Annotated in this window: 22 protein-coding genes, 1 rRNA gene and 1 other RNA gene; 10 read left to right on the top strand and 14 right to left on the bottom strand. The window is 39.5% G+C overall.

All coding sequences use genetic code 11. The annotated features are described in order from the left end of the window. Positions 1-787: 787 nt before the first annotated feature. From ACOALF_RS02760 to alr, 3 genes are all read left to right on the top strand, one after another. On the top strand, positions 788-994 hold the full coding sequence (locus ACOALF_RS02760; protein ID WP_419240997.1) for a hypothetical protein: 207 nt from the start codon (positions 788-790) through the stop codon (positions 992-994). 51 nt (positions 995-1045) lie between these two features. Further along, complete coding sequence (locus tag ACOALF_RS02755) at positions 1046-1981, top strand: hypothetical protein (RefSeq protein ID WP_419240996.1); 936 nt, start codon at positions 1046-1048, stop codon at positions 1979-1981. Positions 1982-2222: 241 nt separating this feature from the next. Then, positions 2223-4865 (top strand): alanine racemase, encoded by a 2643-nt coding sequence (gene alr, locus ACOALF_RS02750; RefSeq protein ID WP_419241911.1) that lies wholly within the window; start codon positions 2223-2225, stop codon positions 4863-4865. 409 nt (positions 4866-5274) lie between these two features. On the opposite strand, the gene ACOALF_RS02745 is transcribed toward alr, so the two are convergent. Then, positions 5275-5622 (bottom strand): hypothetical protein, encoded by a 348-nt coding sequence (locus ACOALF_RS02745; protein WP_419240995.1) that lies wholly within the window; start codon positions 5620-5622, stop codon positions 5275-5277. A gap of 104 nt (positions 5623-5726) precedes the next feature. Here ACOALF_RS02745 and ACOALF_RS02740 point away from each other — a divergent pair, with 104 nt between their 5' ends. Both ACOALF_RS02740 and ACOALF_RS02735 read left to right on the top strand, forming a co-directional pair. Continuing rightward, positions 5727-5984: an alanine racemase C-terminal domain-containing protein gene (locus tag ACOALF_RS02740; RefSeq protein ID WP_419241910.1), complete on the top strand. Its 258-nt coding sequence runs from the start codon at positions 5727-5729 to the stop codon at positions 5982-5984. 212 nt (positions 5985-6196) lie between these two features. Beyond that, entirely contained in the window at positions 6197-7393 is a 1197-nt protein-coding gene (locus tag ACOALF_RS02735; RefSeq protein ID WP_419240994.1) for a hypothetical protein, read from the top strand. Positions 7394-7672: 279 nt separating this feature from the next. Here the strand turns inward: ACOALF_RS02735 and dnaB are convergent, their stop codons facing one another. The 9 genes from dnaB to ACOALF_RS02690 form a co-directional block, all read right to left on the bottom strand. Further along, a complete protein-coding gene (gene dnaB / locus ACOALF_RS02730) occupies positions 7673-9157 on the bottom strand; it encodes a replicative DNA helicase (protein ID WP_419240993.1) in 1485 nt (494 codons plus the stop codon). 79 nt (positions 9158-9236) lie between these two features. Further along, positions 9237-9680 (bottom strand): SufE family protein, encoded by a 444-nt coding sequence (locus ACOALF_RS02725; protein WP_419240992.1) that lies wholly within the window; start codon positions 9678-9680, stop codon positions 9237-9239. Between the two features lies 1 nt (position 9681). After that, positions 9682-10911, bottom strand: coding sequence for an aminotransferase class V-fold PLP-dependent enzyme (locus ACOALF_RS02720; protein ID WP_419240991.1), 1230 nt, complete (start codon positions 10909-10911; stop codon positions 9682-9684). Positions 10912-10946: 35 nt separating this feature from the next. Further along, positions 10947-12209 carry a Fe-S cluster assembly protein SufD gene (gene sufD / locus ACOALF_RS02715; RefSeq protein WP_419241896.1) on the bottom strand — a complete coding sequence of 421 codons (1263 nt, stop codon included), beginning with the start codon at positions 12207-12209 and terminating at the stop codon, positions 10947-10949. A 6-nt stretch (positions 12210-12215) separates the two neighbouring features. Next, a complete protein-coding gene (gene sufC, locus ACOALF_RS02710) occupies positions 12216-12962 on the bottom strand; it encodes a Fe-S cluster assembly ATPase SufC (RefSeq protein WP_419241895.1) in 747 nt (248 codons plus the stop codon). After that, positions 12950-13537, bottom strand: coding sequence for a ribosome recycling factor (frr, locus tag ACOALF_RS02705; protein WP_419241894.1), 588 nt, complete (start codon positions 13535-13537; stop codon positions 12950-12952). The genes sufC and frr overlap by 13 nt, the downstream gene beginning before the upstream one ends. Positions 13538-13579: 42 nt before the next feature. Next, positions 13580-14350, bottom strand: a complete 771-nt coding sequence (locus tag ACOALF_RS02700; RefSeq protein WP_419241893.1) for a LolA family protein — start codon at positions 14348-14350, stop codon at positions 13580-13582. A 985-nt stretch (positions 14351-15335) separates the two neighbouring features. Next, complete coding sequence (locus ACOALF_RS02695; RefSeq protein ID WP_419241892.1) at positions 15336-17102, bottom strand: AAA family ATPase; 1767 nt, start codon at positions 17100-17102, stop codon at positions 15336-15338. 227 nt (positions 17103-17329) lie between these two features. Next, positions 17330-17980: an ankyrin repeat domain-containing protein gene (locus ACOALF_RS02690; RefSeq protein ID WP_419241891.1), complete on the bottom strand. Its 651-nt coding sequence runs from the start codon at positions 17978-17980 to the stop codon at positions 17330-17332. A 315-nt stretch (positions 17981-18295) separates the two neighbouring features. Between ACOALF_RS02690 and ACOALF_RS02685 the strand changes: the two genes are divergently transcribed. Then, positions 18296-18502, top strand: coding sequence for an AAA family ATPase (locus tag ACOALF_RS02685; protein ID WP_419241890.1), 207 nt, complete (start codon positions 18296-18298; stop codon positions 18500-18502). A gap of 113 nt (positions 18503-18615) precedes the next feature. Here ACOALF_RS02685 and ACOALF_RS02680 read toward each other — a convergent pair. Continuing rightward, positions 18616-20140, bottom strand: a 16S ribosomal RNA gene (locus tag ACOALF_RS02680). Positions 20141-20481: 341 nt separating this feature from the next. Between ACOALF_RS02680 and ACOALF_RS02675 the strand changes: the two genes are divergently transcribed. Together ACOALF_RS02675 and ACOALF_RS02670 are read left to right on the top strand one after the other, a co-directional pair. After that, on the top strand, positions 20482-21195 hold the full coding sequence (locus tag ACOALF_RS02675; RefSeq protein ID WP_419241889.1) for a hypothetical protein: 714 nt from the start codon (positions 20482-20484) through the stop codon (positions 21193-21195). A gap of 164 nt (positions 21196-21359) precedes the next feature. Further along, a complete protein-coding gene (locus ACOALF_RS02670; RefSeq protein ID WP_419241888.1) occupies positions 21360-21518 on the top strand; it encodes a hypothetical protein in 159 nt (52 codons plus the stop codon). Positions 21519-21559: 41 nt separating this feature from the next. On the opposite strand, the gene ACOALF_RS02665 is transcribed toward ACOALF_RS02670, so the two are convergent. The 3 genes from ACOALF_RS02665 to smpB form a co-directional block, all read right to left on the bottom strand. Beyond that, on the bottom strand, positions 21560-22117 hold the full coding sequence (locus ACOALF_RS02665) for a hypothetical protein (protein ID WP_419241887.1): 558 nt from the start codon (positions 22115-22117) through the stop codon (positions 21560-21562). Between the two features lie 20 nt (positions 22118-22137). Continuing rightward, positions 22138-22570, bottom strand: a transfer-messenger RNA (tmRNA) gene (gene ssrA, locus ACOALF_RS02660). A gap of 132 nt (positions 22571-22702) precedes the next feature. Then, positions 22703-23155: an SsrA-binding protein SmpB gene (smpB, locus tag ACOALF_RS02655; protein ID WP_419241886.1), complete on the bottom strand. Its 453-nt coding sequence runs from the start codon at positions 23153-23155 to the stop codon at positions 22703-22705. Positions 23156-23428: 273 nt separating this feature from the next. On the opposite strand from smpB, the gene ACOALF_RS02650 reads away from it, so the two are divergent. Both ACOALF_RS02650 and mraY read left to right on the top strand, forming a co-directional pair. Next, positions 23429-25069 (top strand): AMP-binding protein, encoded by a 1641-nt coding sequence (locus tag ACOALF_RS02650; protein ID WP_419241885.1) that lies wholly within the window; start codon positions 23429-23431, stop codon positions 25067-25069. A 13-nt stretch (positions 25070-25082) separates the two neighbouring features. Next, positions 25083-26315 carry a phospho-N-acetylmuramoyl-pentapeptide-transferase gene (gene mraY / locus ACOALF_RS02645; protein ID WP_419241884.1) on the top strand — a complete coding sequence of 411 codons (1233 nt, stop codon included), beginning with the start codon at positions 25083-25085 and terminating at the stop codon, positions 26313-26315. Positions 26316-26441 lie beyond the last annotated feature (126 nt).

Raw genomic sequence — 26441 nt, 5'->3', positions numbered from 1 at the left:
CAAGCACACGGTGTAAGATAAGTGCCTTTTTACCACTAGCTTGAACAAGTGCTTATTTTCAGCTTTTATGCTGCTTTATGCTTCCCTCCTACTGCAATAGGTATCTATTCAAACAATGGCGTCAAGTTAAGGAAACGCTAGTCTAGCACAGCGATGCAAATGGATCGTTCGTATGCTCCACCGCCGCTGGCCGACGATAAAAAGTTAGCGCGCAGTAAAAATAAAGATAGGCTGATCAAGTTGGGATTAGTATGTCATCATAGCTATTAGTCTTACGATTATGCCGCCTATGCATTAAAAAAATACGATAATAAAAACCATACCTGCTATTTTAATAAGTACTTAATGTTCTTGGAAACTAATAAGCGGACTAGTATTCAGTCAGATATAGATGAAGATTCGATTATAAATGCATGCTTACAAGAAAAGAACAAATTATAAACAGATGGTTGCTCTTAACTAATAAAATTATTAAATACAAGTGATTGTTAATGTTATTTTTTATTATTATGCATAGCCATTTATAGAAATGAACAAGTATTGTTTGCTAATTGATCAATGTAAAATTGAGGCATTATATTCAATGCTTGATGTATAAACAATAGGTTTAGTAGCATTTACCTGCTGATTTCTGATGGATGTTGTTATGAAAAATCTTTAACGATTATGACCTGTAATTAGTATTATTTGGCATCCAATTACAACTCTAATATTTTTTAAGGCTTTATGTAAGTAGTAAAATTATTAACATAAGTTGGAACTCTTAATGTAAAGGTTAAAGCTAATCATGAAAAATATAGTTGCCCCTGATAAAAAGATAGCGGCCCTGCTTTTTTGCAGTATCTCTGAGAAATTGTGGTCAAGTTTTAATTATATACTTGAAGCTACCAGTAACCAGAACGTTGCTTTTTACGATCTGGTTCAGCGTATGGATAAAAACGAAAAGCCATCACCTTTCTTTTTTGCAGCCCATCACATACTTGCTAACCATTAAGGAGCTATTGGATGCATGTTGTCAATTAGTGGACAAGACATTTATTAACATATGAAAATGAATATTTTAATCGGATTTCTGGCTATGGTCGTATTTCTGTCAGGTGATGGGGCTAGGGCACTTTATTCTTCTTTTTTTCTTTTTAAGAAAATAAATCCTTTTTTAGTTATCTTTACAGCATCATTTATTTCGCTTCTAGTTACTTTGATTATTGCGTTTGTTAATAAAACTAACCACACAAAAGCAGCAGAAAGCAATAGCGATAAGCATAGAAGATTAAATTTAATACTGAATTATGTAATGTTGAATATTTTTACTGTACTTAATTTAGTGACGGGCTACCTATCAATAGGTTACATTATTCCTGCTGTTTCATCTGCTATTGCAGTTTCAGTTGGCCCTATGCTTCATAATTTGCTTCGTTTTAATAAAACCTCATCTGTTGAAAAATGGCTATCTTTTTTACTTTTTATATTGTCAGCTCAGCTCTTATTATCTGATGCATCAGTTATTGCATTACGTAAAGGTAGTGCAAACATTATAATAGGTTTTTCACTATCACTAGTATGTGGCATAGCAGTCCTATGTAATACCGTTATATGCAAACGGTTGAGTAGTGCTGGAGAATTTCCGCTTCGAATCAATACACTACGTTCTATACTTGTATTGGTGGTGACTTTTTTCTTATGTATAAAAAACAATCTATTTTCTATAAGCCAGTTGTCCTTTTATCATTTAATAGTTTTTGCTTTGTTTTTTGTTCTTGTGCCTCAAATCTGTTTGCAACTTGCTATTAAGAACTTTGACGTTGGTTTAACTAGTCTTGGCATTGCAGCTGCGCCCATTTTTTCAGCTATTGTGCAGGTGTTGTTTTTTGACGCATATATGGGTTACAATTTAGGTGTATTGTTATGCATGAATTCTTTAGTGATCGGTTCTTTATCTTTTATACAAATATTTAGTATAAAACGCGTTGAACAGCAATAGCTCATAAGACTAATAAGCTTAACACTTTATCCTTTCTTTCGTATCTATTCATGGCGTCAACTTAATGTATATATTTAATTGATTATCACATATAAAAACATGATTTTTTAGCCTTACTTTTGAGTTCGTTTCATTATTTTTACTGCGTGTCAAATTCATTTATCGAGGTCCGAAAGCGAGGAAAACAAAAAAAACAAGACAAACAGCACTTTATCTATCGCATAACCAAATCCAGTTGACCATGTACCTTGCACACACCCTTGGCTATTTTAGTGACTTAGTAATGGTTACAGGTGGCCGAGTCATAGCTGAAGCAGCTCATTGGCCCATAACAGAACTAAGCATAGATAGCAGAAGCAAAACCCTGACGCCATTTCCTATTTTTTTTGCCATTGTGGGCATTAACCACAATGGACATCATTATATAGCAGAAGCGTATAACCAAGGCATACGCCAATTTGTAGTAAGCCATCCATATAACAGCACTATTAGCACTATTATAGAAAAACACAACGATGTAAACATTCTAGAAGTACCCCATACATTAAAGGCATTACACCAATTTATTTCTTTTTACCGATCAAAACATCATTTGCCGATATTGGGTATTACCGGTAGTAATGGCAAAACGACTGTAAAAGAGTGGATGCATGAATTGCTATCCAGAAAATACAAAACCGTTAGCAACCCACACAGTTATAATGCGCAAATTGGTGTACCACTTGCGATAAGTTTGTTACAGCCCAACCATGAATATGGAATTTTTGAAGCAGGTATTTCGCAAACCGGTGAAATAGAAAAATTGGCACCACTGATTCAACCAACCCATGGACTGCTGACCAACATCGGCGCTGCGCACAGCCAAGGCTTTCAAAGCACTACGCAAAAAATTGAAGAGAAAATAAAACTATTTACCAGCTGTACCACCATTTACTATTGTAAAGACCATCAGCTGGTTCACCTAACCCTTAATCAGTTATATGGAAAGGGAAAGGAACTGGTCAATTGGTCTTTTCATAACCCAACAGCAGACTACCTGGTTACATGCAAACCACAAACAGACCAAACTACGCTACAAATTACCAAAGCAACCCAAAGCGATAGACCTCTTTCGAAAGCGATTTGTGATGCACAATTTTTAGGAGCAGCGCAGTCGAGCACTGCAGAATACTCAGGTGTATTTGAGGAGCATAGACAAGCTTCAACACCAAAATGGCCATTAGAAATCGAGTTTCGAAAGAGGTCTAACACTTTTGCAATCCCTTTTAAGGATAGTGCTTCTATAGAAAACATCACCCATTGCCTCGTCTACCTATTAAACAATGGCTTTGAACCCGCACCACTGCAGCGTTCCCTGCTTCAGCTTAAAGCGATACCGATGCGCATGACCCTCAAAGCGGGTGTGCACCGATGTCAGATTATAGATGACACCTACACCAATGATATCGTCAGTCTAAGGCTTGCATTAGATTTTATGCAACAACAACAACCCACCAAACGCACCGTTATTCTATCAGATATGCTCCAATCTGCCACATCTGATGGCCAACTGTATCAGGAACTAGCTACCTTATTGGCCAAACACGCCATCCATCGATTGATTGGTATTGGGCCCACTATAAGCCAGTATAGCGCTCTTTTTTCCATGCCAGAAACTATTTTTTTGAATAGCACAGAAGATTTTATAGCCCAAAAGCCATCCTTTAAAGATGAAACCATCTTGGTAAAAGGGGCACGTACCTTTCGGCTAGAACGGGTCGTACAAGCCATCGAAAACAACAACCATGGAACCATTTTAGAGATCGATATGCATGCCATTCGGCACAACCTCTCCTATTTTAGAAGCCAATTAAAAGTTGGCACCAAAATCATGGCTATGGCCAAGGCCTCCACCTACGGAAGTGACAGCAGTAACTTTGAACTAGCTTCCGCACTACAGCGCCATGGTGTGGAATACCTAGGAGTTGCCTATATGGATGAGGGCATCTCATTGCGTCAAAAAGGCATTACCTTACCGATTATGGTAATGAACCCAACAGATGACCACTTTGATGCCATCCTAAACCACCATCTAGAACCAGAAATATACAGCTTGCCCTTATTGGATGCCTTATCTTGCTTTATAACAGAAAGATCGATTCAATATATGCCCATCCACCTTAAATTAGAAACGGGTATGCACCGTTTGGGCATAACAGAAAAAGAGCTGGACCAACTTATAAGGCAGTGTAAACAACTACCTGCGCTACACATAGTAAGTATTTTTAGCCATTTAGCGGCTGCACAAGCAGATGTACATGATGCATATACCCATTTACAAGCAGAAAAATTTATAAAAATGGCCGACTATATCGCATCACACCTGCACATCAATCCTTTAAAGCATCTTTTAAATACCAATGGGATACTACGTTTTCCAGCCTTTCAATTGGATATGGTACGGCTAGGGATTGGCTTGCACGGCGTAGGGGTTGACGAAACCATACAACCCCATTTACTGCCAGCCAGTACACTAAAGACCACCATTTCACAAGTCAAATTGATTCAAAAAGGAGATAGCATAGGATATGACCGAAAAGCCATAGCTACACAGGATATGACAATTGCTACTATAGCAATCGGGTATGCAGATGGTTTAAGCAGATCATTTGGCTGTGGAAGAGGCAGGGTAGTCATTCAAGGTCGTGAATGTCCTATTATAGGCAATGTATGCATGGATATGGCTATGGTTGACGTGACAGGCATTACATTAAAACGCGGTGATGAAGTGGTTATTTTTAGTCCAGAAGTCTCAATAGACCTACTAGCGGAAGAGTTAGGTACTATTTCCTATGAGCTACTGACTCAAATAAGCCAAAGGGTAAAGCGCATTTATTATACTTGATCCGCTAGATTTATAGCATATATACTTATATACTGTTCTAGACATAAGGCTAATTTTATGTTCAATATAGCATAAGCAATAGCCACAATACCTTGAGTTTGGTGCTATTACCATCTTTAATAGTCATTTTATGGGTCTTTTAGTGCTGCAACTGCAGCAACTTCTCCTGAGTCTCCTTATCCTCCAGATTCTTCCGCTTCCAATACAATAGCCTATCAGTCTGATCCAGAAGTGCATTCTGAATCTCCATCTGCGCCTTCACCTGCTCCAGCTTCTCCTGATTACCCAACTTCTCCAGGCACCACAGATCATCCGCCAGCTTGTTCACCTCCTCCTGTAGCCTCTCCTTCCGCTCCTGCAGGAGAGGTAGCTCCTCCCGCAGCTCGTGAATCTCCTCCTTCAGCTTCGCCTACAGGAGGTCATCCTGCCCCTGTTCATCCTGCCCCTCCTTCTGCTGCTTTGTTCCTGCTTGTACTGCTACAGGCGGAATAACAGCAGCTGCGCTTACAGGTTTTGAATAGGATACCAAATCATCATTAGACCGATCATTTTTAGGCAGATCTGATGAATCGGATGGAGTAGCTTTTGCTTTTATTGAACCATCTGGTAGTTGAGCAGGAGTTTTTGATTGATCTCTATAGAATGGCTTTAATCGGCTTGATTTTAGCTTATCAGGACGGCGGGGGCAATTGGATCCAGTTAAAACTAGACTACTTATAGAAAAGTAAAATAAACTGCTCTTTAATAAATTTTTCATACTATACGGCTTTGATCTAGGCGTATATAACTACTAGCTCAAGGAACAAACCTATATCTGCAAACTATTAGGTTAAAACGCCCACTTAGGTAGATGCAATCTAAATAAATTATGACAACTATGCAAAATTTTCTCTATCAAATAGAGCAGCCATTCAAGGTCATAAATGTCCTATTATAGGCAATATATGCATGGATATGGCTATGGTAGATGTGACGGGTATGGCATTAAAGCGTGGCGATGAAGTGATTATTTTTAGTCCAGCCCATTCAGTAGATGCACTAGCGGAACGGCTAGGGAGCGTTTCTTATGAATTGCTTACCCAAATAGGGCAAAGGGTCAAACGGGTGTATTATACGTAATCATACTTTTAATTGATAATAAACATATTAAATTTAATTTAAAATAAATCCATACTGTATACTTGTTATATTGAAAAATATATACCAGATTTATTATGGCTTAAATTTACTATACATAAATAGGTTGCTTCCTATTGGTGCGTAAAGATTAGCATCTGTATGGTAGGTATTGTTTTACAATTTTTAAGCTAAACCATTATGAAAACAAAGCTATGTTTTTTCTGAGCGCATCCCTTTATGCATTTATCTACTTATGCCTTCATGCATGTAATAGTAGTCTACCTATAAGTAGCGTACAGAATAGTGATACAAGCAGTGAAAATTGGGCTGCCGCTGAAAAAGCTGATAGAGCCGCATATTGTGCTAATTTTAGTATCGCAAATACAACCGCTAGGTTCCCTGAACAAATATGCAAAAAACCGCTTTACAGCGCTCAATATGCTCATATTCAAAAAAAAGCAATAGAAATCTATGCGGATGTCCTTACTGATCAAGTCATACCTACTGGGGTTGTAGAAGTAGAAGGTATTATGCCTAAGATCCGAAAGTATGCTTATAAACTATGTGAATATCTGCTTGCCATGAAGATCGCTTTAGAACAGCCTAGGCTTGTGGCGAATAGCAATGTGCTATATATAGCTCAATCTATCATCCACTACTCTACTTTTATTCTTGACACAAACGATCTTACAAACTATATCCACAGCATGTTGCAGCGTGTAGCACCTACTATAGTAAAAAGTTATAGTAGGCACATAGCTGACTTTCTACTAAACCACGCTGATGCTACGCCTGCCTATCATGCTTCTAGTGACCATGTTATGGATATGCTGCAATCTATACTAACCTACGCTTATGCTACGATCCATGAATTGGATACAAAATATTACAAGACTGATGCAGTATTCTTTACTACAGATCCGTTTAAATGGTTACGAAATAATGCATATAATGCTTCTAAAAAAGCGCGTGATACCAACAAAAAGGGTAAAAATGTATGGGAATTTGTTTTTACACATCATTGTTCTCTTCAAGAACTTGAACAGGCATTTGATTATACTTTAGAGGCCAGAAGTGCTGCTAAAAATGCCAGAAATGCTTACCGCCATTTTGCGGAATATTTTGATCAATTCATACCATCCATTCAAACCATGCTGAATAGTTGCAATGCATTGATACATACCACACAACCAACCGCAAACAGTTACACGAGTTACCTAAAGACTTGCCTGAATAACATAAGAATGACCAAGTCAGATATACAGGAGGTTTTGGATAGACTGACTGACATGATTTGGAACGCTCATCAAGCTGCTAATCAATATAATAACTCCTATGTTGAATACGGAAGATTTATACGTAAGATGAAATACACCATATGTACAGATATAACCAAAAAATGTATTTAACTAAAGAAATGACCATTACTTTTACTGTGTATCAAATTATGGGCGGCCATGAGTGATGGAGTATGCTAATAATCCATACAGGATATTGTAGATACAATTAATAAAGCGATTTTCAAATATCGCAACAAGATACAGGAGGCCTCGAATAGACTAAACAAGTCCATTCTAAAATCTGATAGGGCTGCTAAGCTATATGCAAAATGCCACAATGCTTACAAGCATTATGGCAACCATTATCTTAAATATCCTTTTTATACTAAACTTTAAATAGGTTGTTGCTCAAAACAATTCAAATGAATCATCTAATGCGTTGGCTTTACTCGAATGGATAACAAACTGCTCTGGTTGCACCGTAGCAGGCGGCATATCCGCATCCATAAATTTCATATATCGGCCCATAAATTGTAAATGAACCTGATCTAATGCACCATTCCGGTGCTTGGCCACAATAACCTCTGCTAGCCCTTGTGTAGGATTACCCGACTCATCTTCTGTTAATCCATAATATTCTGGTCTATATAAAAACAAAACCAGATCTGCATCCTGTTCAATAGAACCAGACTCACGCAAATCAGAGAGTTGGGGCCGTTTGCTGCCTCCACGTGTTTCTACAGCCCTGCTTAACTGAGAGAGTGCCACTACGGCAATGTCCAACTCTTTGGCAATGCTTTTCAGTGCCCGTGAAATCGAAGCAATCTCTTGTTCACGATTGCCCCCTCCTCCTCTATTAAGATCACCAGACATCAGCTGCAAGTAGTCAATAACCACCAATTTAATATCATGTTTGGCTTTCAGTCTTCTGCATTTGGTGCGCAACTCAAAAACAGAAAGGGCTGGTGTATCATCTACATAAATGGGTGCATTGGAAAGGGCAGCTGTCTTATGCAGCAACTGCTCCCACTCATGGTCCATTAATTTGCCTTGCTTTATTTTTTCGCCAGCTAGCTCGGCTTCAGCTGATATCAATCGATTAACCAACTGTAATGCACCCATTTCTAAGGAAAAAATAGCTACAGGTGTCTTATAATCTATAGCTGCATTGCGTAAAGCAGAGAGTACAAAAGCCGTTTTACCCATACCAGGCCTAGCGGCAATAATAATCAAATCAAACTTTTGCCAACCAGCGGTAATACGGTCTAAAGCAGTAAACCCACTTGGAATGCCGGTAAGTCCATTGGAACGGTTGCGACGATTAGATAAACTATCAAAAGCCTCTACCAATAATGAACGCATCTCCAGATAACTCTTGCGAATATGTCCATCAGAAACTTCAAATAGAGCTTGCTCAGTACGATCTAAAGTATTGAAAACATCCATGGTAGGGTCATAGGCATGCTTTTGAACCATAGTAGAAATTTCTATTAACTTTCTACGCATGGCATATTCTAAAATCGCCCTAGCATGAAATTCAATATTGGCTGAAGAGCTAATGCGTGTTGTGAGGTAGCTTACATAATAGCTTCCGCCTACTGCAGCCAGTTTACCATCTTTGCGCAGCTGATTGACTACCGTAAGCATATCTATAGGCTCTGAATCATTAAACAGCTGTATAATGGCTCGATAGATTTCTTGATGCGATTCTTTATAGAAACTTTCAGGCCGCAAGAGGTCAATCACACTCACCAATGCTTCTTTCTCTAACATCAATGCACCCAAAACACCCTCTTCTAAATCTAGGGCATGCGGGGGATATTTTGCATTAACAGCCAGCATATCAGATGGATTAGATGGTGCCGCTTCTAAGTTTTTAGTATACGTTTTCATGTGCCATGCTAGTTAAACGAGCCCAAAATCAGGCATGATAGATTAGACTTTACCATAAGCGAGTTGCGAAAAAAGTCTATTATTTGCTGCCACTACATCTAGCTAAACCGCGTACCTTTAAGGTTTTAATCATATGGGCCAACCCACTGGCGCGCTGGAACCCGATCAATGAACGGATGCCAATGGCTTCTATAAAGTATAGATCGGCCTCTACAATAGCTTGTACAGATTGGCCAGAAAATAGCTTCAACAGCAAACTAATTAATCCTTTTGTAATAGCGGTATTGCTATCGGCTTGAAAAAACAATCGTCCCTGTATAAGGGTATCGGCTACCCATACCTTAGACATGCAGCCTTGTACCAAGTAGCCATCTGTCTTATACAAGGGGTCAATAGGGGCCAGTGTATGGCCCAAATCAATAAGATAATCCAACATCGCGATTCTATCATCAGACAAGGTGCTAAAGGCATCTATGATTTCATCTTGGTGTTGATCAATGGTCTTAAATCCTATTTTTACCATATTAACGGTTTCCTTTATAAATAACCTGCTGCAATGCTTCTAAAAACAGATCTATTTCTTCAATGGTATTATATACTGCAAAAGAAATACGTACTACGCCTTCTATCCCAAATCGTTCCATAAGGGGTTGGGTACAACAATGGCCTGTACGAACGGCAATCCCTTTGGCATCTAAAAATAGACCTACATCTAAGTGGTGCATATTGGTTAAGTTAAAAGCAATAATACCTACTTTATGGGCAGCAGTACCGACCAATTTTACCTCTGGCATACGCGATAAGCCAGCCAATGCATAGACTAGTAAGCTTTCTTCATGGACAGCTAGCCTGGAATGGCCTACACTTAAAATAAACTTGAGTGCTTCTGAAAAAGAGATAATAGAAGCCAATGGCGGCGTGCCTGCTTCAAATTTATAGGGGGGATCGTGGTAGATGGTTTCTGTCAAGGTAACTTGTTTGACCATTCCACCACCTGTCTGATAGGGTGGCATCGCTTCTAACCACTTTTTTTTACCATATAGAATGCCGCACCCAGTAAGCCCATACATTTTATGGGCAGAAAAGACAAAAAAATCACAATCCAAATCCGTAACGTTAATGGGCATATGGGCTACCGCTTGTGCCCCATCGATGACGACAATGGCGCCTTTTTCATGGGCTTGTTCTATAATGGTTTGAATGGGGTTAATGGTGCCTAGTGTATTGGATACATAACTTAATGCCACGATTTTAGTGCGATTTGTAAAGGAAAAATGGGTTAGATCCAATTGCCCTTGTTCATCTATGGGTATCACCCTTAAAATAGCTTTTTGTTGCTTACAAAGGCGTTGCCAAGGAATGAGGTTGGCATGATGCTCCATTTCAGAAACCACTACTTCATCCCCTACCCCTACTACCATTGCGCCATAAGTGGCCGCAATTAAGTTGAGCCCTTCTGTAGTACCTGACGTAAAAACAATATTTTCTACCTCAGGGGCATGTATAAACTTTTGTACCGCTAGGCGGGTCTGCTCTAAAGCGGTAGTAGAACGCGTGGCCAAAGCATACATACCACGGTGAATATTGGCATTATCCTGCTGATAAAAATGGGTGGCACGATCTATGACTGAAAAGGGCTTGTGCACCGTAGCGGCATTGTCCAAATAGACCAAGGGTGTATTGTAAACCTGTTGATTGAGAATAGGAAAAAAAGCCCTAATCTGGCCTATATCTAAAGGACGTGTAGAAAACATGAGTAGCAGTTGACTAGGTTAATAGACCCAAGATACTACAATTTTATAAGCTTTGCTACGAGCTTATGGTGCAAATAATCTTGCAATGGTGCGCACGCAACGGAGTCAATGATTTCGCTGCCAAAGGCTTCCAGCAATAATCTTTTGGCCAAAGGGGCTGCGATGCCACGTGTTTGTAAGTAAAAGATTTGTTCCTCATCCAATTGACCAGCGGTTGCGCCATGGGAACATTTGACATCATCTGCATAAATTTCCAATTGTGGCTTGGCATAATGATGGGCCGCATCGGAGAGGATCAGGGTATTATTGGTTTGGTAGGCATTGGTTTGCTGCGCAGCAGGGGTGAGGTAAATTTTACCACTAAAACGGCCTGTTGAGTGGCCGCCTAAGATAGATTTATAATATTGTTTGCTCAGGCTATGGGGGGCTCTATGGATAACTTGGATCTGTTGCGCTGCTTTTTCTGTTTCCGAAAGGGCAGATAGACCATATAAGCCGGCAGAGGCATGGCTGCCACTGATTTGGGCTTTAATATGCATGCGCAACATAGCAATACCCAAGGCAAAGGTATGATGGGTAAAGGTACTATGGTCTTTTTGGTTACAATAGAGGCTATTGAACTGGCAAGATGACGCTGCATCGGTATAGAGGGTATGGTAAGCTAGCTGCGCAGCTTCTTCTAGCGTAATATTGGTAAAGTGGTTTACAAAAGGCTCTGTTTGGCCCGTACGCCAATTTTCTAGTATAGTTACTTGACAGCCCTTGCCTACTTTAATGATCAACTGAGGCACTACATGAGCGACAGAATCGGTTACAATATGTTCCAGGACCACCAGACGATCTGCTGTAATATCCAGTAGGTAGCTTTCTTGAGATAATAGGCTATTCAAGCCAATAAAAAGATCATTGCTTGATTGCATATCAGCCCTATAAGTAGCCAATAGCTCTTTTTGTTCGAGCAATGGTAGATCTGCTAGCCTATGCAATTGCATCCCCTGGGGGAAGCTTCCAGATGGGGACCATACTCCATTTACAAAAGTTACCGTCACTGCCTCAGGAAGCTGGACATACCGATTCATTTCCACTGGAAACGCAGGCGGAGTGGGTAGATCGGCATGGTAGGGCCGACCTGTCAATAGCTGAAGGATTTCACTCAGATTGGTATAGTCTTCCTTTTGGCTGGCTATAAAAGCAGGCTCACGCAGCCTATTGAATAGGCATAACCGTTCTGTATAAAAAGGCTCGGTAGCAGAAAGGGTTCCAAAGGCCTCTGCCAACCAATTTGTAAATGCAATCATAAATCATTAGATGCGTTGGGTAATCCAGGCATAGCCTTCTTTTTCCAACCGTTTGGCAAGGCTAGCATCGCCGGATTGTATAATTTTTCCATCATAAAAAATATGCACAACATCTGGCACCACATGGTCCAATAGCCTCTGGTAATGGGTAATTAATACCATCGCATTGGTGGGCTTACGCAACTGGTTGATGGCTTGCGAGACAATGGTTAAAGCATCAATATCCAGACCAGAATCGGTCTCATCCAAAATGGCCAAAGTAGGATCCAATACAGCCATTTGGAGCATTTCATTTCTTTTTTTTTCGCCGCCTGAAAAACCTTCATTGAGTGAACGTTGTACCAAGCCATGATCCATACGCAGCAGCTCGCGCTTCTCTTTTAAAAGGGCTAAAAAAGCAACGGCATCCAAAGGGGGCAACTCCCTCTGTTTCCTTATTTGGTTGACAGCTGTTTTTAAAAAATTAGTCGTGGTTACGCCTGGAATTTCAACTGGATATTGAAAGGCCAAAAAAAGACCCAGCGCGGCTCTAGCTTCTGGTGCAAGCTCCAATAGATCCTGACCTTGCAGCAAGATGCGCCCTTTGGTAACTTCATAACCAGCTTTACCAGCTAAAACAGCGGCTAAGGTGCTTTTGCCTGCCCCATTGGGCCCCATAATAGCGTGTACCTGACCGGCATCTACTTGCAGGTTGATGCCATTGAGTACGTTTGTGCCACCTATGCGTACATGTAAATCTGCTATCGTGAGCATGCGTTATTATTTTGGTTAATAGCCATTAAATCTGCCTCTTTTAAGGTCAAAAGATGGTTGATTTTATCAATGTAGCCATCCGTAAGCTCCTGCAATTTTTTCTCTGCTCTTTTTACAACATCTTCTGGTATGCCATCTTTTTGGGTAGCTTTTAGCATTTCTTTATAATCACGGCGCAGATTTCGAATGACTACCCTTCCTTTTTCTGCTTCATTTTTAATGAGTTTTACCAAACTCTTGCGCCTTTCCTCAGAGGGAGGAGGCAGGGTAACCATAACCACACGTCCATCGTTTCTAGTGGTAAACCCAAGTTGGCTTTCTGCAATTGCTTTTTCGATATGGGGAATGGTACTTTGTTCCCATGGTTGCACCGTCAAGGTACGCGGATCGGCGGTACTAATCGCAGCCACTTGATGGAGTGGGGTTGGGTTTCCATAATAGAGCACCATCAAATGGTTCAGCATAGTAGGTAGCGCGCGTCCAGCATTCACTTTTGAAAAAGCATCCTGTGCATGGAGGTAGGCCTTATCCATACTGCGCGCTGCTTGGTCTAAATGTTGTTGAATGGTTTCCATAAATGGTAAATTATATAGCAAAATGCGATGATCATGTAGATACTACACTTCATCTAAATCAACTTCTTCTTCACTTTCCCGTAGGTCTATTACCTCTAAGTCTCCATGTGCACTTATATCAAATGTAAAATAATCATCTGATAAGGGAATGTTAACAGAGAACTTATTAATTGTACAAATATACCTTGTTTCTTCGTTTTGTACTACTTCCCAGCTATGAATTTGTGCGGTAGCACGGTCCACTTCAAGGGTAATATGCTTAAAACTGCTATCCTCACGAAGAGGCGTTAACTGGACAATATCTCGTATGATCTTTTTCGCTTTGTGCACCACACGTGCGCCGATATAGACAAATCGATAGCCTTGTTGATAAAGGTTATATAACTCAGTCAAATTTAGATCAGCGTCTGTTTTAGCATATTCGCTAATGGTAACTTCTTTTAGCTCCTTATCATATGCCCAAACGGTTTCTCCATCTGTTATAGTCTCTTTTTGGCCATAGGATAGCCTATATTGCTGCCCCCGAGCAGTGATCTGCATTTTAATTTTATCGCACTGAATGGTATCTTCTTCTGGATATTTAATGGTCAATACATAGGTAGCCTTAAAGTTTTCTAGTGCTTGGTAATAGGCAGAAGTCTTGTCTAGAATTTCAAGTGCTTTTTCGTCCACTTCTGGCTCTGCCTCTGCCTCTGTAAAAAGTGCTTTTTTATCCACTTCTTCCTCTGCACAAAGAGGCGTAATGGCAACCAACCACCCTACAAACGAACTCAAGAGTACTGCTAAAAAGTGCCAACGCTTAGCGATTCGCATAACCATTTATACAACATATTACCAAGTATTACGCGGCTCATCATCCTCCCAACCAGCCGCCAATAGGTTGACTGCTTTTTCTACCCAATAATGGCCACTCTATAAGCCGACTGTTTCAGGTTTCTAGGCCTTCCAAACCATATGTACAGGGCCGCATACGCTGCTATGATCATAGTAGGAAAGGGGGATAAAAACCACAACCATCGATATAAAGTTAATCGTAAAGCTTAAGTTATTGAAATTTTTTAAGAGATTTAAGGGTTAATAAGGGAGATGTGGTTATTTGCCCCCACCGCTGCTGTCCGCCGATAAATGAATTTGGCACACAGTAAAAATAATGAAACGAACGCTTTTTCAGCGGGAAAATCAGAACTTGCCCGCGCAGCGGGCTTCAGACAAAACTGATTTTCTGATCCGCTGACAAAGCGTTCGTCAGTAAACTACAAGCTTACTGAAAGCGCCAAATTCCTTTATCGGCGGCCATGGGCGCTTTCAATGGACGCAATAGAATGACCACTGCAAACAACTAGCAGGCTACGTTTCCAATAATTTCTAAATATTAATGGTCAAATTATAGGTAGCTCCAAAGACCGAACTCTCTGATCGAAATTTTACTGTGCGGCAAGTTTTTTTATAGGAGTCCAGCAGCGTTTCAAAAAAATAGGAAAAACGCGCCCTTGGAAAAAGTTGTGATTAGAAAGTGCAGCTTGCAGATGAATAGAAAAACAGTTTGCAGAGATGGATAGCAGGATGGCTCCTGTTTTTCCATCTGTAAGTTGTACTTTCAGCAACTTTTTCCATCAGCGCTTGATTTTTTGTGCACTTTTTTATCAAGCAAAAAGTGCAATAAAAATCCTTTTTTACCACTGATTTGGACAGATACCTTACTTTTTTATCAAGCAAAAAGTGCAATAAAAATCCTTTTTTACCACTGATTTGGACAGATACCTTACTTTTTTATCAAGCAAAAAGTAAGGTGCTACTTCTACCCCTCTTCCTGCCCATATCTATTCGTTAAACACACTGCTCCAGCTTGATTATGAATCAGATTATAAGTAGCATAAGCCGCTACAACCGACTTCCTAGAAAAAGCAACACCGCATTCCACTACTTCTTTAACATACGGATATTGTAATATTTCAGTATGATAGGCCTGTTCTTGTATTTGCCCTAAAGCAAGTTTAGCTACGTTTTCAAGTTCTTCTTCTTTGCGTACTTGTTTAAATTCTAATAGAAGCGCTTTAGAAACTTCTTTTTTAGGGATTAATAGCAAATCATAGCGACCTAAACCATTTTCTCGATTGGAACGTATATGGCATCTATCACTGATGCTAGCCAGCATAGCTAAAACAAAACCATGGTAAAAACTTTCACCCTGTTTACCGGAATGCACATCAAAGAAACTAGCACTTTGTAGGAGGTAAGCACTTAAATCTCGTGTAAATGCATCTACTTGGCCCATCAGTAAATGGCTTAAAAAAGTATCATAGTTACGCTGACTAGGAAATTTGTTCAGAAGCCATTCCTCAAAAAATCGGTTATAAAGCTTCCGTACTTCATTATTAGGAATCCTAATTACACAATCATATAAATCGCTATTGCTACTTAAACTATTGTGTTCCCAAGTTAAATAGCCAGCAAATAAGAGTAAACTCCATAAAGAAGTTTCATCTCTACCCAATAAATCAAAAGCAAGATGTTTATCGATAGATACCGTTAATGCTTCTCGTTGCATCAATTGTTCGAACTGTTCTTTAATGCTATCATTAGAGGCAAGAATCAGTTGCTTTATTAAATCATTATTACCCGTATTCACCCAATAGAAATCAAAATAACCCTCCTCACTCAAACATGAAATGATAGACCATGGATTATACATCACTAGATTCCCTATCCTATAACCATTGTACCAACTTTTTACTTGATCCAAACAGGTAGAAAGATTTTGTTTGGTAAATAAATCTTTAACTTCTGATTCACTCAAACCAAAGTAGGCACTATAACCTTGATCTAAAAGAGTATACATTTTTAGGTTATTCAACCCAGAAAGCATACTATCTTTAGACACACGCAATATGCCCGTTAACACGCCTCCTGCTAGAGTAGTATTACCCTTTAAAGCAGCACTAAACAGGTTGCGCATAAATGCGACCATAGCATCCAAGTATGCCTTATTACCATAAGCCTTGTTTAAGGGTGTATCATATTCATCTATGAGTATATATACTGTCTGCCCATGGTGTTGATAAAGGCATTGACTGAGCAACTTTAAGGATTTTTCTAATGCTTGCTGATTGGCTTTTCTTTTGCGAATAAGATATAATTGCTCCAACTGTAACGCATTAACTTTTTCACTTGTGAATAGATAAGGATAAAAACTATACAATTCTAGTATCAACTCATAGACCGCATTATAAGCTCCTTCAAAACTATCTGCATTTACATCCTTAAAGCTGATCATAATAACCGGATGCTTACCTTGATGTTCCCTAACATATCTACCACCCTCTAACTGGCCAATCGATAGATCATCAAATAAACCTGATGTATTTACTCCATTTACCTCTGAGGCAAAAAAATGGTGTAGCATAGACATATTGAGCGTCTTACCCCAACGGCGGGGGCGCGCAATGAGCGTAACTTCTTCGCCTTTACGCAATAACTCAGCAATCATATCCGTCTTATCACAAAAAAGATAATCGTTAGACACCAACTTATGAAAGTTATCAACACCAATCGGTAACTTTTTCATGATGATATGGGAAGATTTTAAGGTTTACAATGATGCGAATGTTAAATAATTGGATGTATAAATACAGACCTGCCTCTTTAGGAGTGTAAATTATTTTTTTGTCTTTTAAATTCTACACTCAAATTTAATTAAAAAATGTGCCATAGCCTCTTTTACTACACGCCAAGTTTTTCATCGGGAAAATCAGAACTCGCCCGCTACGCGGGCTTCAAAGAAGATATCCCCCCTTATCCTTCTTGTTTATGCGCTGCATGATATAATACATCAAGACATTCAGGGTGGCTATTCCAGCTCGCTGTATCAAGCGGCGTTTTACCATACTTATTTTTTATCATGATCTGAATGCCTGTAGCAACCACCAATGCCTTAACCACCTCTAGCCGACCTTTAGATGCAGCATAATACAACGGAGTATTTTCATGCTGATTTTTAATATTGACATCAATATCTTTATTCGCCAACAACGCCTTAAGCAACTCTATATGCCCTTCAAATGCTGCATAATGTAAGGGTGCATTTTCATATTTATCCTTGACATTCACATCAATATTTACATTATTCAACAAGGTTTGCGTCATCTCCAAATGGCCTTTATACGATGCATAATGCAGTGGCGCATAGGTGTCTTTATCTATCGCATTTACATCCACAGCGGTTGATGCTTCTAGCAGCACTTTAAGAACCTCTACATGCTCTTGAGAAACGGCATAATGTATGGGTGCATTATAATAGTTATTCCTTGCATTTACATCAATGGTTTTGTCTTTCAATAACAATTGGGCTTTTTGCCAATTGCCTTCAAAAGCTGCTACATGAAGCGGCGTATCTCCATGGGTATTGCCTTGATAGATATCAATACTTGAATGCGGTCCGAGCATATTTTTGTAATTTAAGTAACCCTATCAGGATAACAAACTGAGCCAGACGTTCGGAGTGTATAATGTATAAAATTACAAATCATTAACGTAGCATTATATCCATGTTTTCCAGCTAGAAAAACAACCCAATGCAATTTGATTGAATCCTTAATTTAACAAATTTCTATAAAAAGTCCTTTACCCAAGTAATAAACTAACTGATACAGCGATACGATCTATATCAGCATGCAGGAAAAAGCCTAATCTAGATTAGGTTGCTCCCGATGATAACTTATATACTGTAGATAAAATAGTTTTAAATCTTCTAATAGCATCATGAAAAAATTACCAATTGGGATTGACAATTTTCAAGAGTTGGTACAAGAAGACTATCTTTTTTGTGATAAGACCGACATGATTGCTGAGTTCCTAGACAAAGGAGATAAAGTTACCTTAATCGCTCGTCCTCAACGTTTGGGGAAGACACTCAATATGTCCACGCTACACGATATTTTCTGCCTAAAAGATAAATGGCATCTATAAAACCAATGGGAAGGAAATAGAAAAAGATTTAAAATAGATTAAACCTTTAAATAAAAAGAGGAAAAAACTTAAAATAAATGCGGTAAGAAGAGAGAGAATGGCATTTACTCTATAAAAGAGATATTCCAGCCACACCTTCCGGTACGGCTACCTTGTTACAACTTAGCCCCAGTCGCTGGTCTAACACTAAACAGCTCCTTTTACGGCCACTGTCTTCAAGCTCTACCAACTCCCATGGCTTGATGGGCGGTGTGTACAAGGTCCGAGAACGTATTCACCGCGTCATTGCTGATACGCGATTACTAGCGATTCCAACTTCATGAGGTCGAATTGCAGACCCCAATCCGAACTGAGACATGCTTTTGAGATTTGCATCTTGTTACCAAGTAGCTTCCCTTTGTACATGCCATTGTAGTACGTGTGTAGCCCTGGGCATAAAGGCCATGATGACTTGACCTCGTCCTCTCCTTCCTCCCGCTTACACGGGCAGTCTACTTAAAGTCCCCACCATTATGTGCTGGCAATTAAGTAAAAGGGTTTCGCTCGTTATAGGACTTAACCCAACACCTCACGGCACGAGCTGACGACAGCCATGCAGCACCTTGTATTCCGTCCCGAAGGAACCCTCAATTTCTCAAGGTAGCAAAATACATTCTAGCCCAGGTAAGGTTCCTCGCGTATTATCGAATTAAACCACATACTCCACCGCTTGTGCGGACCCCCGTCAATTCCTTTGAGTTTCACCCTTGCGAGTATACTCCCCAGGTGGATCACTTAACGCTTTCGCTTAGACACACATGACGCATCATGTATATCGAGTGATCATCGTTTACGGCGTGGACTACCAGGGTATCTAATCCTGTTTGCTCCCCACGCTTTCGTGCCTCAGCGTCAGTTAAAGACCAGTAAGCTGCCTACGCTATTGGTATTCCTTATGATATCTAAGCATTTCACTACTACACCATAAATTCTGCCTACCTCTTCTTAACTCAAGCCTAATAGTATCAATCGCAGTTCTAGCATTAAGCACTAGGATTTCACAACTGACTTAATAAGCCGCCTACGCACCCTTTAAACCCAATAAAACCGGATAACGCTTGCACCTCCCGTATTACCGCGGCTGCTGGCACGGAATTAGCCGGTGCTTATTCTTACAGTACTCTCAAGAACCCCCGCAAAGATTTTTTTGCTCCTGTACAAAAGCAGTTTACAACTCAGAGAGCCTTCATCCTGCACGCGGCATGGCTGGTTCAGGCTTGCGCCCATTGACCAATATTCCCTACTGCTGCCTCCCGCAGGAGTCTGGCCCGTATCTCAGTGCCAGTGTGGGGGACCTTCCACTAAGAACCCCTACCCATCGTAGCCTTGGTGAGCCATTACCTCTCCAACTAGCTAATAGGACGCACGCTCATTTTACACCGCCGGAGCTTTTATCTTTTCAGCATGCGCTGATAAGATTATATGGGGTATTAATTCCCGTTTCCGGAGGCTATTCCCCAGTGTAAAGTAGATTGCATGCGCATTACGCACCCGTTCGCCGGTCGCCGGCGACACCGAAGTGTCCCGCTGCCCCTCGACTTGCATGTATGAGGCCTGCCGCTAGCGTTCATCCTGAGCCAGGATCAAACTCTTCTTTCTATTATTTATAAACGTTATCCCTAATCGTAAAACCAGGAATGATTTTTTGAGTCACACATTTCTCTCTCACTCATACTTAAATGAGCTTCTTACCTACATCTATTTCAAAGAACTAAAGCCAAATCAGAAATAAAACTACTGCTTTTTAACGAGCTTCCTGAGTTATTCTGATCAACTCTGAAACAAAGGTACGTACTTTTTTCTAATTTGCAATATGTTTTTCAAAAAAAAGCGTAAAAAACTTAGAGACCATATGCTGCGGCACTATTGTTGACCTTAAATAGCTTAGTCATCTAGGATTTTAGCCTCACCTAATTTGTATCCATCAAAATGGAATAGTTTTGTATTGCATATATCACGCCAATACAGATAATACATCTATCCAACCGCGCAAACGATCTAGGGAGCTACCATCTACTGTCTCGGATAAAGCTGCTCAAGCTAAAAAAAGAAAAACTGTTCAAAATAAAACGCCATTGGCCACTCGTTCTAGTTGCAATCAAAGGAGGGTAGCAACTACAAACCCATCTCCTATACCAGATGTGTATAAAGAATCAGTTCACCCTCAGTTATCCAGTCAGTTATATTTGAATAAAATGCAAAGTAGATCTACTGAAAAAAGTAGAAGAAACAATAATATTAATCCAAGCAATATGCTAAACAACCATAAAAAAGAAAGGTTGTTCAAACTGCTACCCAATAATCTTTTTTACACAGCAGTAAAACGGGACATAGATAAAAAAACTAGCCTATCCGTTCAAAACAGACAAAAAATAGAAGAAACAATAGCGCAACTTTTGATTTTACCTGAATTAGGGATACCATATACCTTGTTGAGTAGTACGCTAAGCAAATATAAGGGTCTAGATAGTTGTAACACTTTACTCAATAAAGTTTTGGTGAAGCACGATGGAGAAGGGTATGTAATAAAAAACAAGGTGCAGAACATAATGATACATAACCATATTACGTTAAGTGCTATAACTAACATGTTGCATCGCTGTGGCAATAAAACACCTGCATCATTTGATGCGTTAGTCAATAACGCTATGTGAAAAAAAGATGGTTGCCAGACTTTAAAAATTAAAAGAAGCAGGTATTGGATTCAGAAGTCTATCCAGCATGCTACGTGGCTGCGGCAATAAAATAGGTCAAACATTTGAGGCATTAGTCAACAAACTAAGCGAAAAACAGATGGCCTCCAGGCTTAAAAAATCGATTGATAACATGTAGAAAGATTCATGGTCCTGCTAAGCATAAAATAGATTATCGTATATATAAACTTCCAGGGGAAGCGGCTATAGAAGCACCCGATCAAGATTATTTTTCCGTTTCCTTGGCCCAATTGGATCAGTATAGATGGCGTGGTGCGCAATAAGGGTAAAAAAGGCATTCTTTGGCTGAGTCAATAGGATAAAATTACAACATAGCCTCTAAATAGCCTTCTGGAAGCCGTATCGTAACCTTCTTGCTGATTTCATCGACACTGACCAGAAATGGTTTGCAATAGGGAATCAATAACTCTTTGTCACGATGGTCCACAGCCATCATATATTGCTCGCGCATAGTATATATGGCTTGTATGGTACCTAGCTGACCCAATACAACTTCCTCTACGAAACCATCTATCAAACTATAAGGCAACGTAGCTTTTACCCATCTAGGTTTAAGGGCTATAGGAAGAAATAAAGGTAGGTTGCGGACCCTATACGCTTCCGTTTTAGATTGAATAAGACCTAGATATACAACTGTTTTATGCGCTGTAGCGATGCTATTTTTAATGAGAAAAGGCACTTTTATATAATTTATCTCTACAAATAGCGCAGGCAACTTAGCCCATTCAGTATGGCTAAACGGGTCTAAAAATGAGGCCACCAAGCCACCGTCTAGGCCAATGGGTTTTTTAAATGAACCAATTTGAAAATATTGCTCATTTTGAATAGATTCATAAAAAAGTTGTATGGGATACAAAGACATAAAAAGGCCTTTTTTACATAATGTGGAGCTGGAGGGAATCGAACCCTCGTCCGAACAAGAAAACCACAACGCTTTCTACATGCTTAGTTACTGTTTATTGTCGGCGCAACCAAGGTCAGCTACACACCTAATGTTACGCTTATGCGCGGTTGCTATTTATGCCCCCATCACGCACCTGGTGGCACTAGCCCTATGCATCGATGCCCCTATGCTGATCCCATAGAACAAAAACCAGCGGGACAAATCCCCCTTAATCTATCGATTAAGCAGCTAGAAGCATTTCTTCTTCCTCTTTTCTACGAGGACGAGCAAAAGAAAGCCTCAAGCGAGGATTAGCGATTACAGCTAAGTTGCCGTTTATGTACTTGTGTAAGTTTTATATTAGAGGTAATACTTACAACACCTCGCATGCTTACATTGGATTTAACCTTCCCGTCAATTCCAGTCAACCCCAATCTCTTTCCACATCTATATAGCCTAAGGCTATTTAAATTTAATACTTTTTACCAACCCAACCAAAAAATATAGGACATTCCTTTAGGCATAAAATTGCGATGCACCATGGCGTCTTGCAAGAGGTCTATTTTAAAGCTTCGAGCCAGACCGTTCTAAATCTCTCTCTTTAATAGCCTGGCGTTTATCATATAGTTTTTTACCACGTGCTAAGGCAATGGCTAGTTTAGCAAACCCACGTGGGCTGATAAACAATTCTATAGGAATAATGGTAAGCCCCTTTGCTTGGTTTTTAAGTAACTTTTGCAATTCTTTTTTCTGCAACAACAACTGGCGTTCACGTTTTTCTTCATGATTATAGATGTTACCATGGCTATAGGCAGCAATATGCATCCCTTTAATCCAAAGTGCCCCTCGATTAAAATAACAATAAGCCTCCTGAAGCGATGCTTTGCCCATGCGAATCGATTTTATTTCTGTGCCTTGTAAAATAAGGCCAGCTGTATACCGATCCAAAAAGGTATAGGCAAAATGGGCCTGTCTATTTTTAATGCAAACCTGAAATTCGGTTTTTTTACCTGACATAGAATTAAAAAAAAAGAAGATGGTCTAAATATAGATTTTCCAAATGTAAAAAATAAATTTGTAAAACAAGGGTTACAGAACCGCTACTACTGCTTAACAGATCTATACAAGACAAAAAAATAAACTTGACCAAGCTACCTGGATAGATGGGCAAATTTTAAATGGCATGCATCGCATTCTATAAAAATTATACTATATTGCAGCAGATTTCATTTCAAAATAACTTGGGTGTTTTTTTGAAAAAAGATTAAAATAGTTTTATATACTATCACTATGACACGAAGACCTTGGGTGCAACATTACCCTGCATCAGTCCCAGATATGATTGATGCTTCTAAATATAACTCATTAGTCCATTTCATGGAGGAAATTTTTGAGAAATATCAAGATCTACCAATGTGTGAAAACATGGGTAAGGTATTGACCTTCCATACAGTTGATAAATTATCTAAATCTTTTGCAGCTTATATTCAGCAACATACGAATCTATCGGTAGGGTCACATGTAGCCATTCAACTACCGAATCTACTGCAATATCCGATTGCCGTGTTGGGTATGTTGCGTGCTGGGCTGGTCGTAGTGAATATCAATCCACAGTATACCCCTTCTGAAATGGCCTATCAGCTTAAGGATGCAGGTGCACGTGCGATTATTATATTGGAAAACTTTGCCCACAAATTGGTTGAAATCCTGCCAGATACATTTATTCAAACGGTTATTGTTACCAAGGTAGGTGATATGTTGGGTTCGATAAAAGGCAAGCTGCTTAACTTTGCCATTAAGCATATTAAAAAGCTGGTTCCTAGCTACCACTTACCACAAGCGATCTCCTTCAAGGAGGTTTTAGCAAAAGGGAAGCAGGCTATTTTTCGCCCGGTTGCTTTAAAATCTTCTGATATGGCTTTTTTACAATATACGGGAGGGACAACAGGTGTATCAAAAGGGGCGATGCTATCCCATGGGAACCTTACCGCTAACTACCAACAATTAGAGCCTGTAATGCGGCTTTTATTAAAGGAAAAAGAAGAGCGCATCATGATTCCGCTGCCGCTTTATCATATTTTAGGATTAGGCAGCCTATTTGCGATGGCCAAACTAGGGGCAAAATGTTCGTTGATTACGAATCCTAGAAACATTCCAAGGTTTATAAAAGAATTGCGCAAAAATAAGCCGACCTGTTTAATAGGCATTAATACCTTATTCGAAAAACTATTGGCACATAAAAACTTTAAAAAATTAAAGCTTAGTTCTCTAAAGTTGACGATAGCAGGTGGCATGAAAACGCAAGAAAATGTTAAAAGTCAGTGGGAGCACCTAACGGGTAGCAAGCTTATGGAAGGGTATGGCCTAACGGAATGTTCACCTGGTATTGCTACCGATATGATTAATGGCATGCACCATATGCCTCTTCCGGGTACCTTTGTAATTATAGCGGACGAAACAGGTAAAGAGGTTCCTTACGGAACAGCTGGTGAGCTACTGATTAAAGGGCCTCAACTAACCCAAGCCTATTGGCAAAAACCGATAGAAACAGCAGGCGCCTTTATAAATGGATGGTTTAAAACAGGTGATATAGCCATTATGGATGAAAATGGATTTGTATCTATTGTAGACCGCAAAAAGGACATGATCAATATTTCTGGATTTAATGTATATCCGAATGAAATAGAACAAACCTTAATAGGGCATCCAAAAGTGTTAGAAGTAGGCGCCATTGGCATAACAGATGTTACGCTAAAAGAAGCAATTAAGGTGTTTATTGTCAAAAAGGATGCAACCCTTACTGCTGAGGAAATTATAAGCTATTGTAAGGAAAAAATGACCCGCTATAAAGTACCTAAATATGTGGAGTTTTGTAATAGCCTGCCCAAATCACCTATAGGTAAAATATTAAGAAGATTATTAAAGGGATAGATAAAGGGTTTATATGCTATATTATTTATTCAAATACCTCCATGCTACCTTTCAGTGGCCCGGTACAGGCCTGTTTAAGTATATCTCTTTTCGAGCAGCTATGGCCACGCTTAGCTCTTTTACCATTATTTTTCTACTAGGGCAACGTTTTATAGACTATTTAAGCAAAAGGCAAATCACAGAGCCCAATCGAGCATTAGGGTTGGATGCAACCAAAAAGAAAATCAATACACCTACTATGGGGGGAGGGCTTATTATATTGGCAACCGTAGTACCCACTTTACTTTTTTCAAAATTGCATAATGTATATATAGTTTTACTATTAACCACTACGATTTGGATGGGGTTAGTTGGCTTTTTGGATGACTATATCAAGGTATTTAAAAAGCAAAAAAATGGGCTGAATGGATGGGTCAAATTATTAGGCCAAGTTGTTCTAGGCTTTATCGTAAGTACTGCGCTTTATTTTCATAAAGACGTAGTGATACGTGAAGTATCTACAATAGCGCAAGCGCTATCTGCTAACCTAGCGGCTCAACCACCTTCCCCCTCTGGATACAACGATATAAAATCCACCAAAACAACCATTCCTTTTTTTAAAGGAAATGAACTAGATTATGCGCAAATAACAGCCTGTTTACTAGGTAATGTAGATTATACATGGATCGTTTACATGGCTATTGTAGCCTTTATTATTGCCGCTGTTTCGAATGGTTCTAATTTGACAGATGGGCTCGATGGGTTAACGGCCAGCACCTCTGTAATTGTGGGTACTACATTAGCCGTCCTTGCTTACTTATCTGGCCATATTATATTTGCTAAATATTTAAATATCATGTACATCCCAAATTTGGGAGAGCTTACTATATTTTGTTGTGCATTTGTGGGCTCATGTATGGGCTTTCTTTGGTATAATGCTTACCCTGCACAAGTCTTTATGGGCGATACGGGCAGCTTAACGATAGGTGCTATTATTGCCGTAGTAGCCATTTGCATTCGAAAGGAGCTTCTAATTCCCATACTATGTGGTATATTTCTTATGGAAAATCTATCGGTAATATTGCAAACTAGTTATTTTAAATTTACCAAAAAGCGGTATGGAATAGGTAAAAGAATTTTTAAGATGGCCCCCCTCCACCACCACTATCAGAAATTAGGATGGCATGAGTCAAAGATTGTAACACGGTTTTTAATTCTTAGCATTTTATTGGCCATTACTACCCTGGTCACTTTAAAAATCCGATAAACATCAAAACTTGCCGTATCTGTATGCAATGGCGTTAACTTAATGAAAAAAGTATTTTAGCGCAGATGTGCAAAAGGCGTTTTACAGATGGTTCCTATGCCCCCCTCGCTTGCCGCCCTTTGCTAA

This window comes from Cardinium endosymbiont of Nabis limbatus, assembly GCF_965196625.1.
Classification (GTDB): Bacteria; Bacteroidota; Bacteroidia; order Cytophagales; family Amoebophilaceae; genus Cardinium.
Note: the sequence above shows the minus strand (reverse complement) of the source record. Positions and strands in the feature narration are given on the sequence as shown.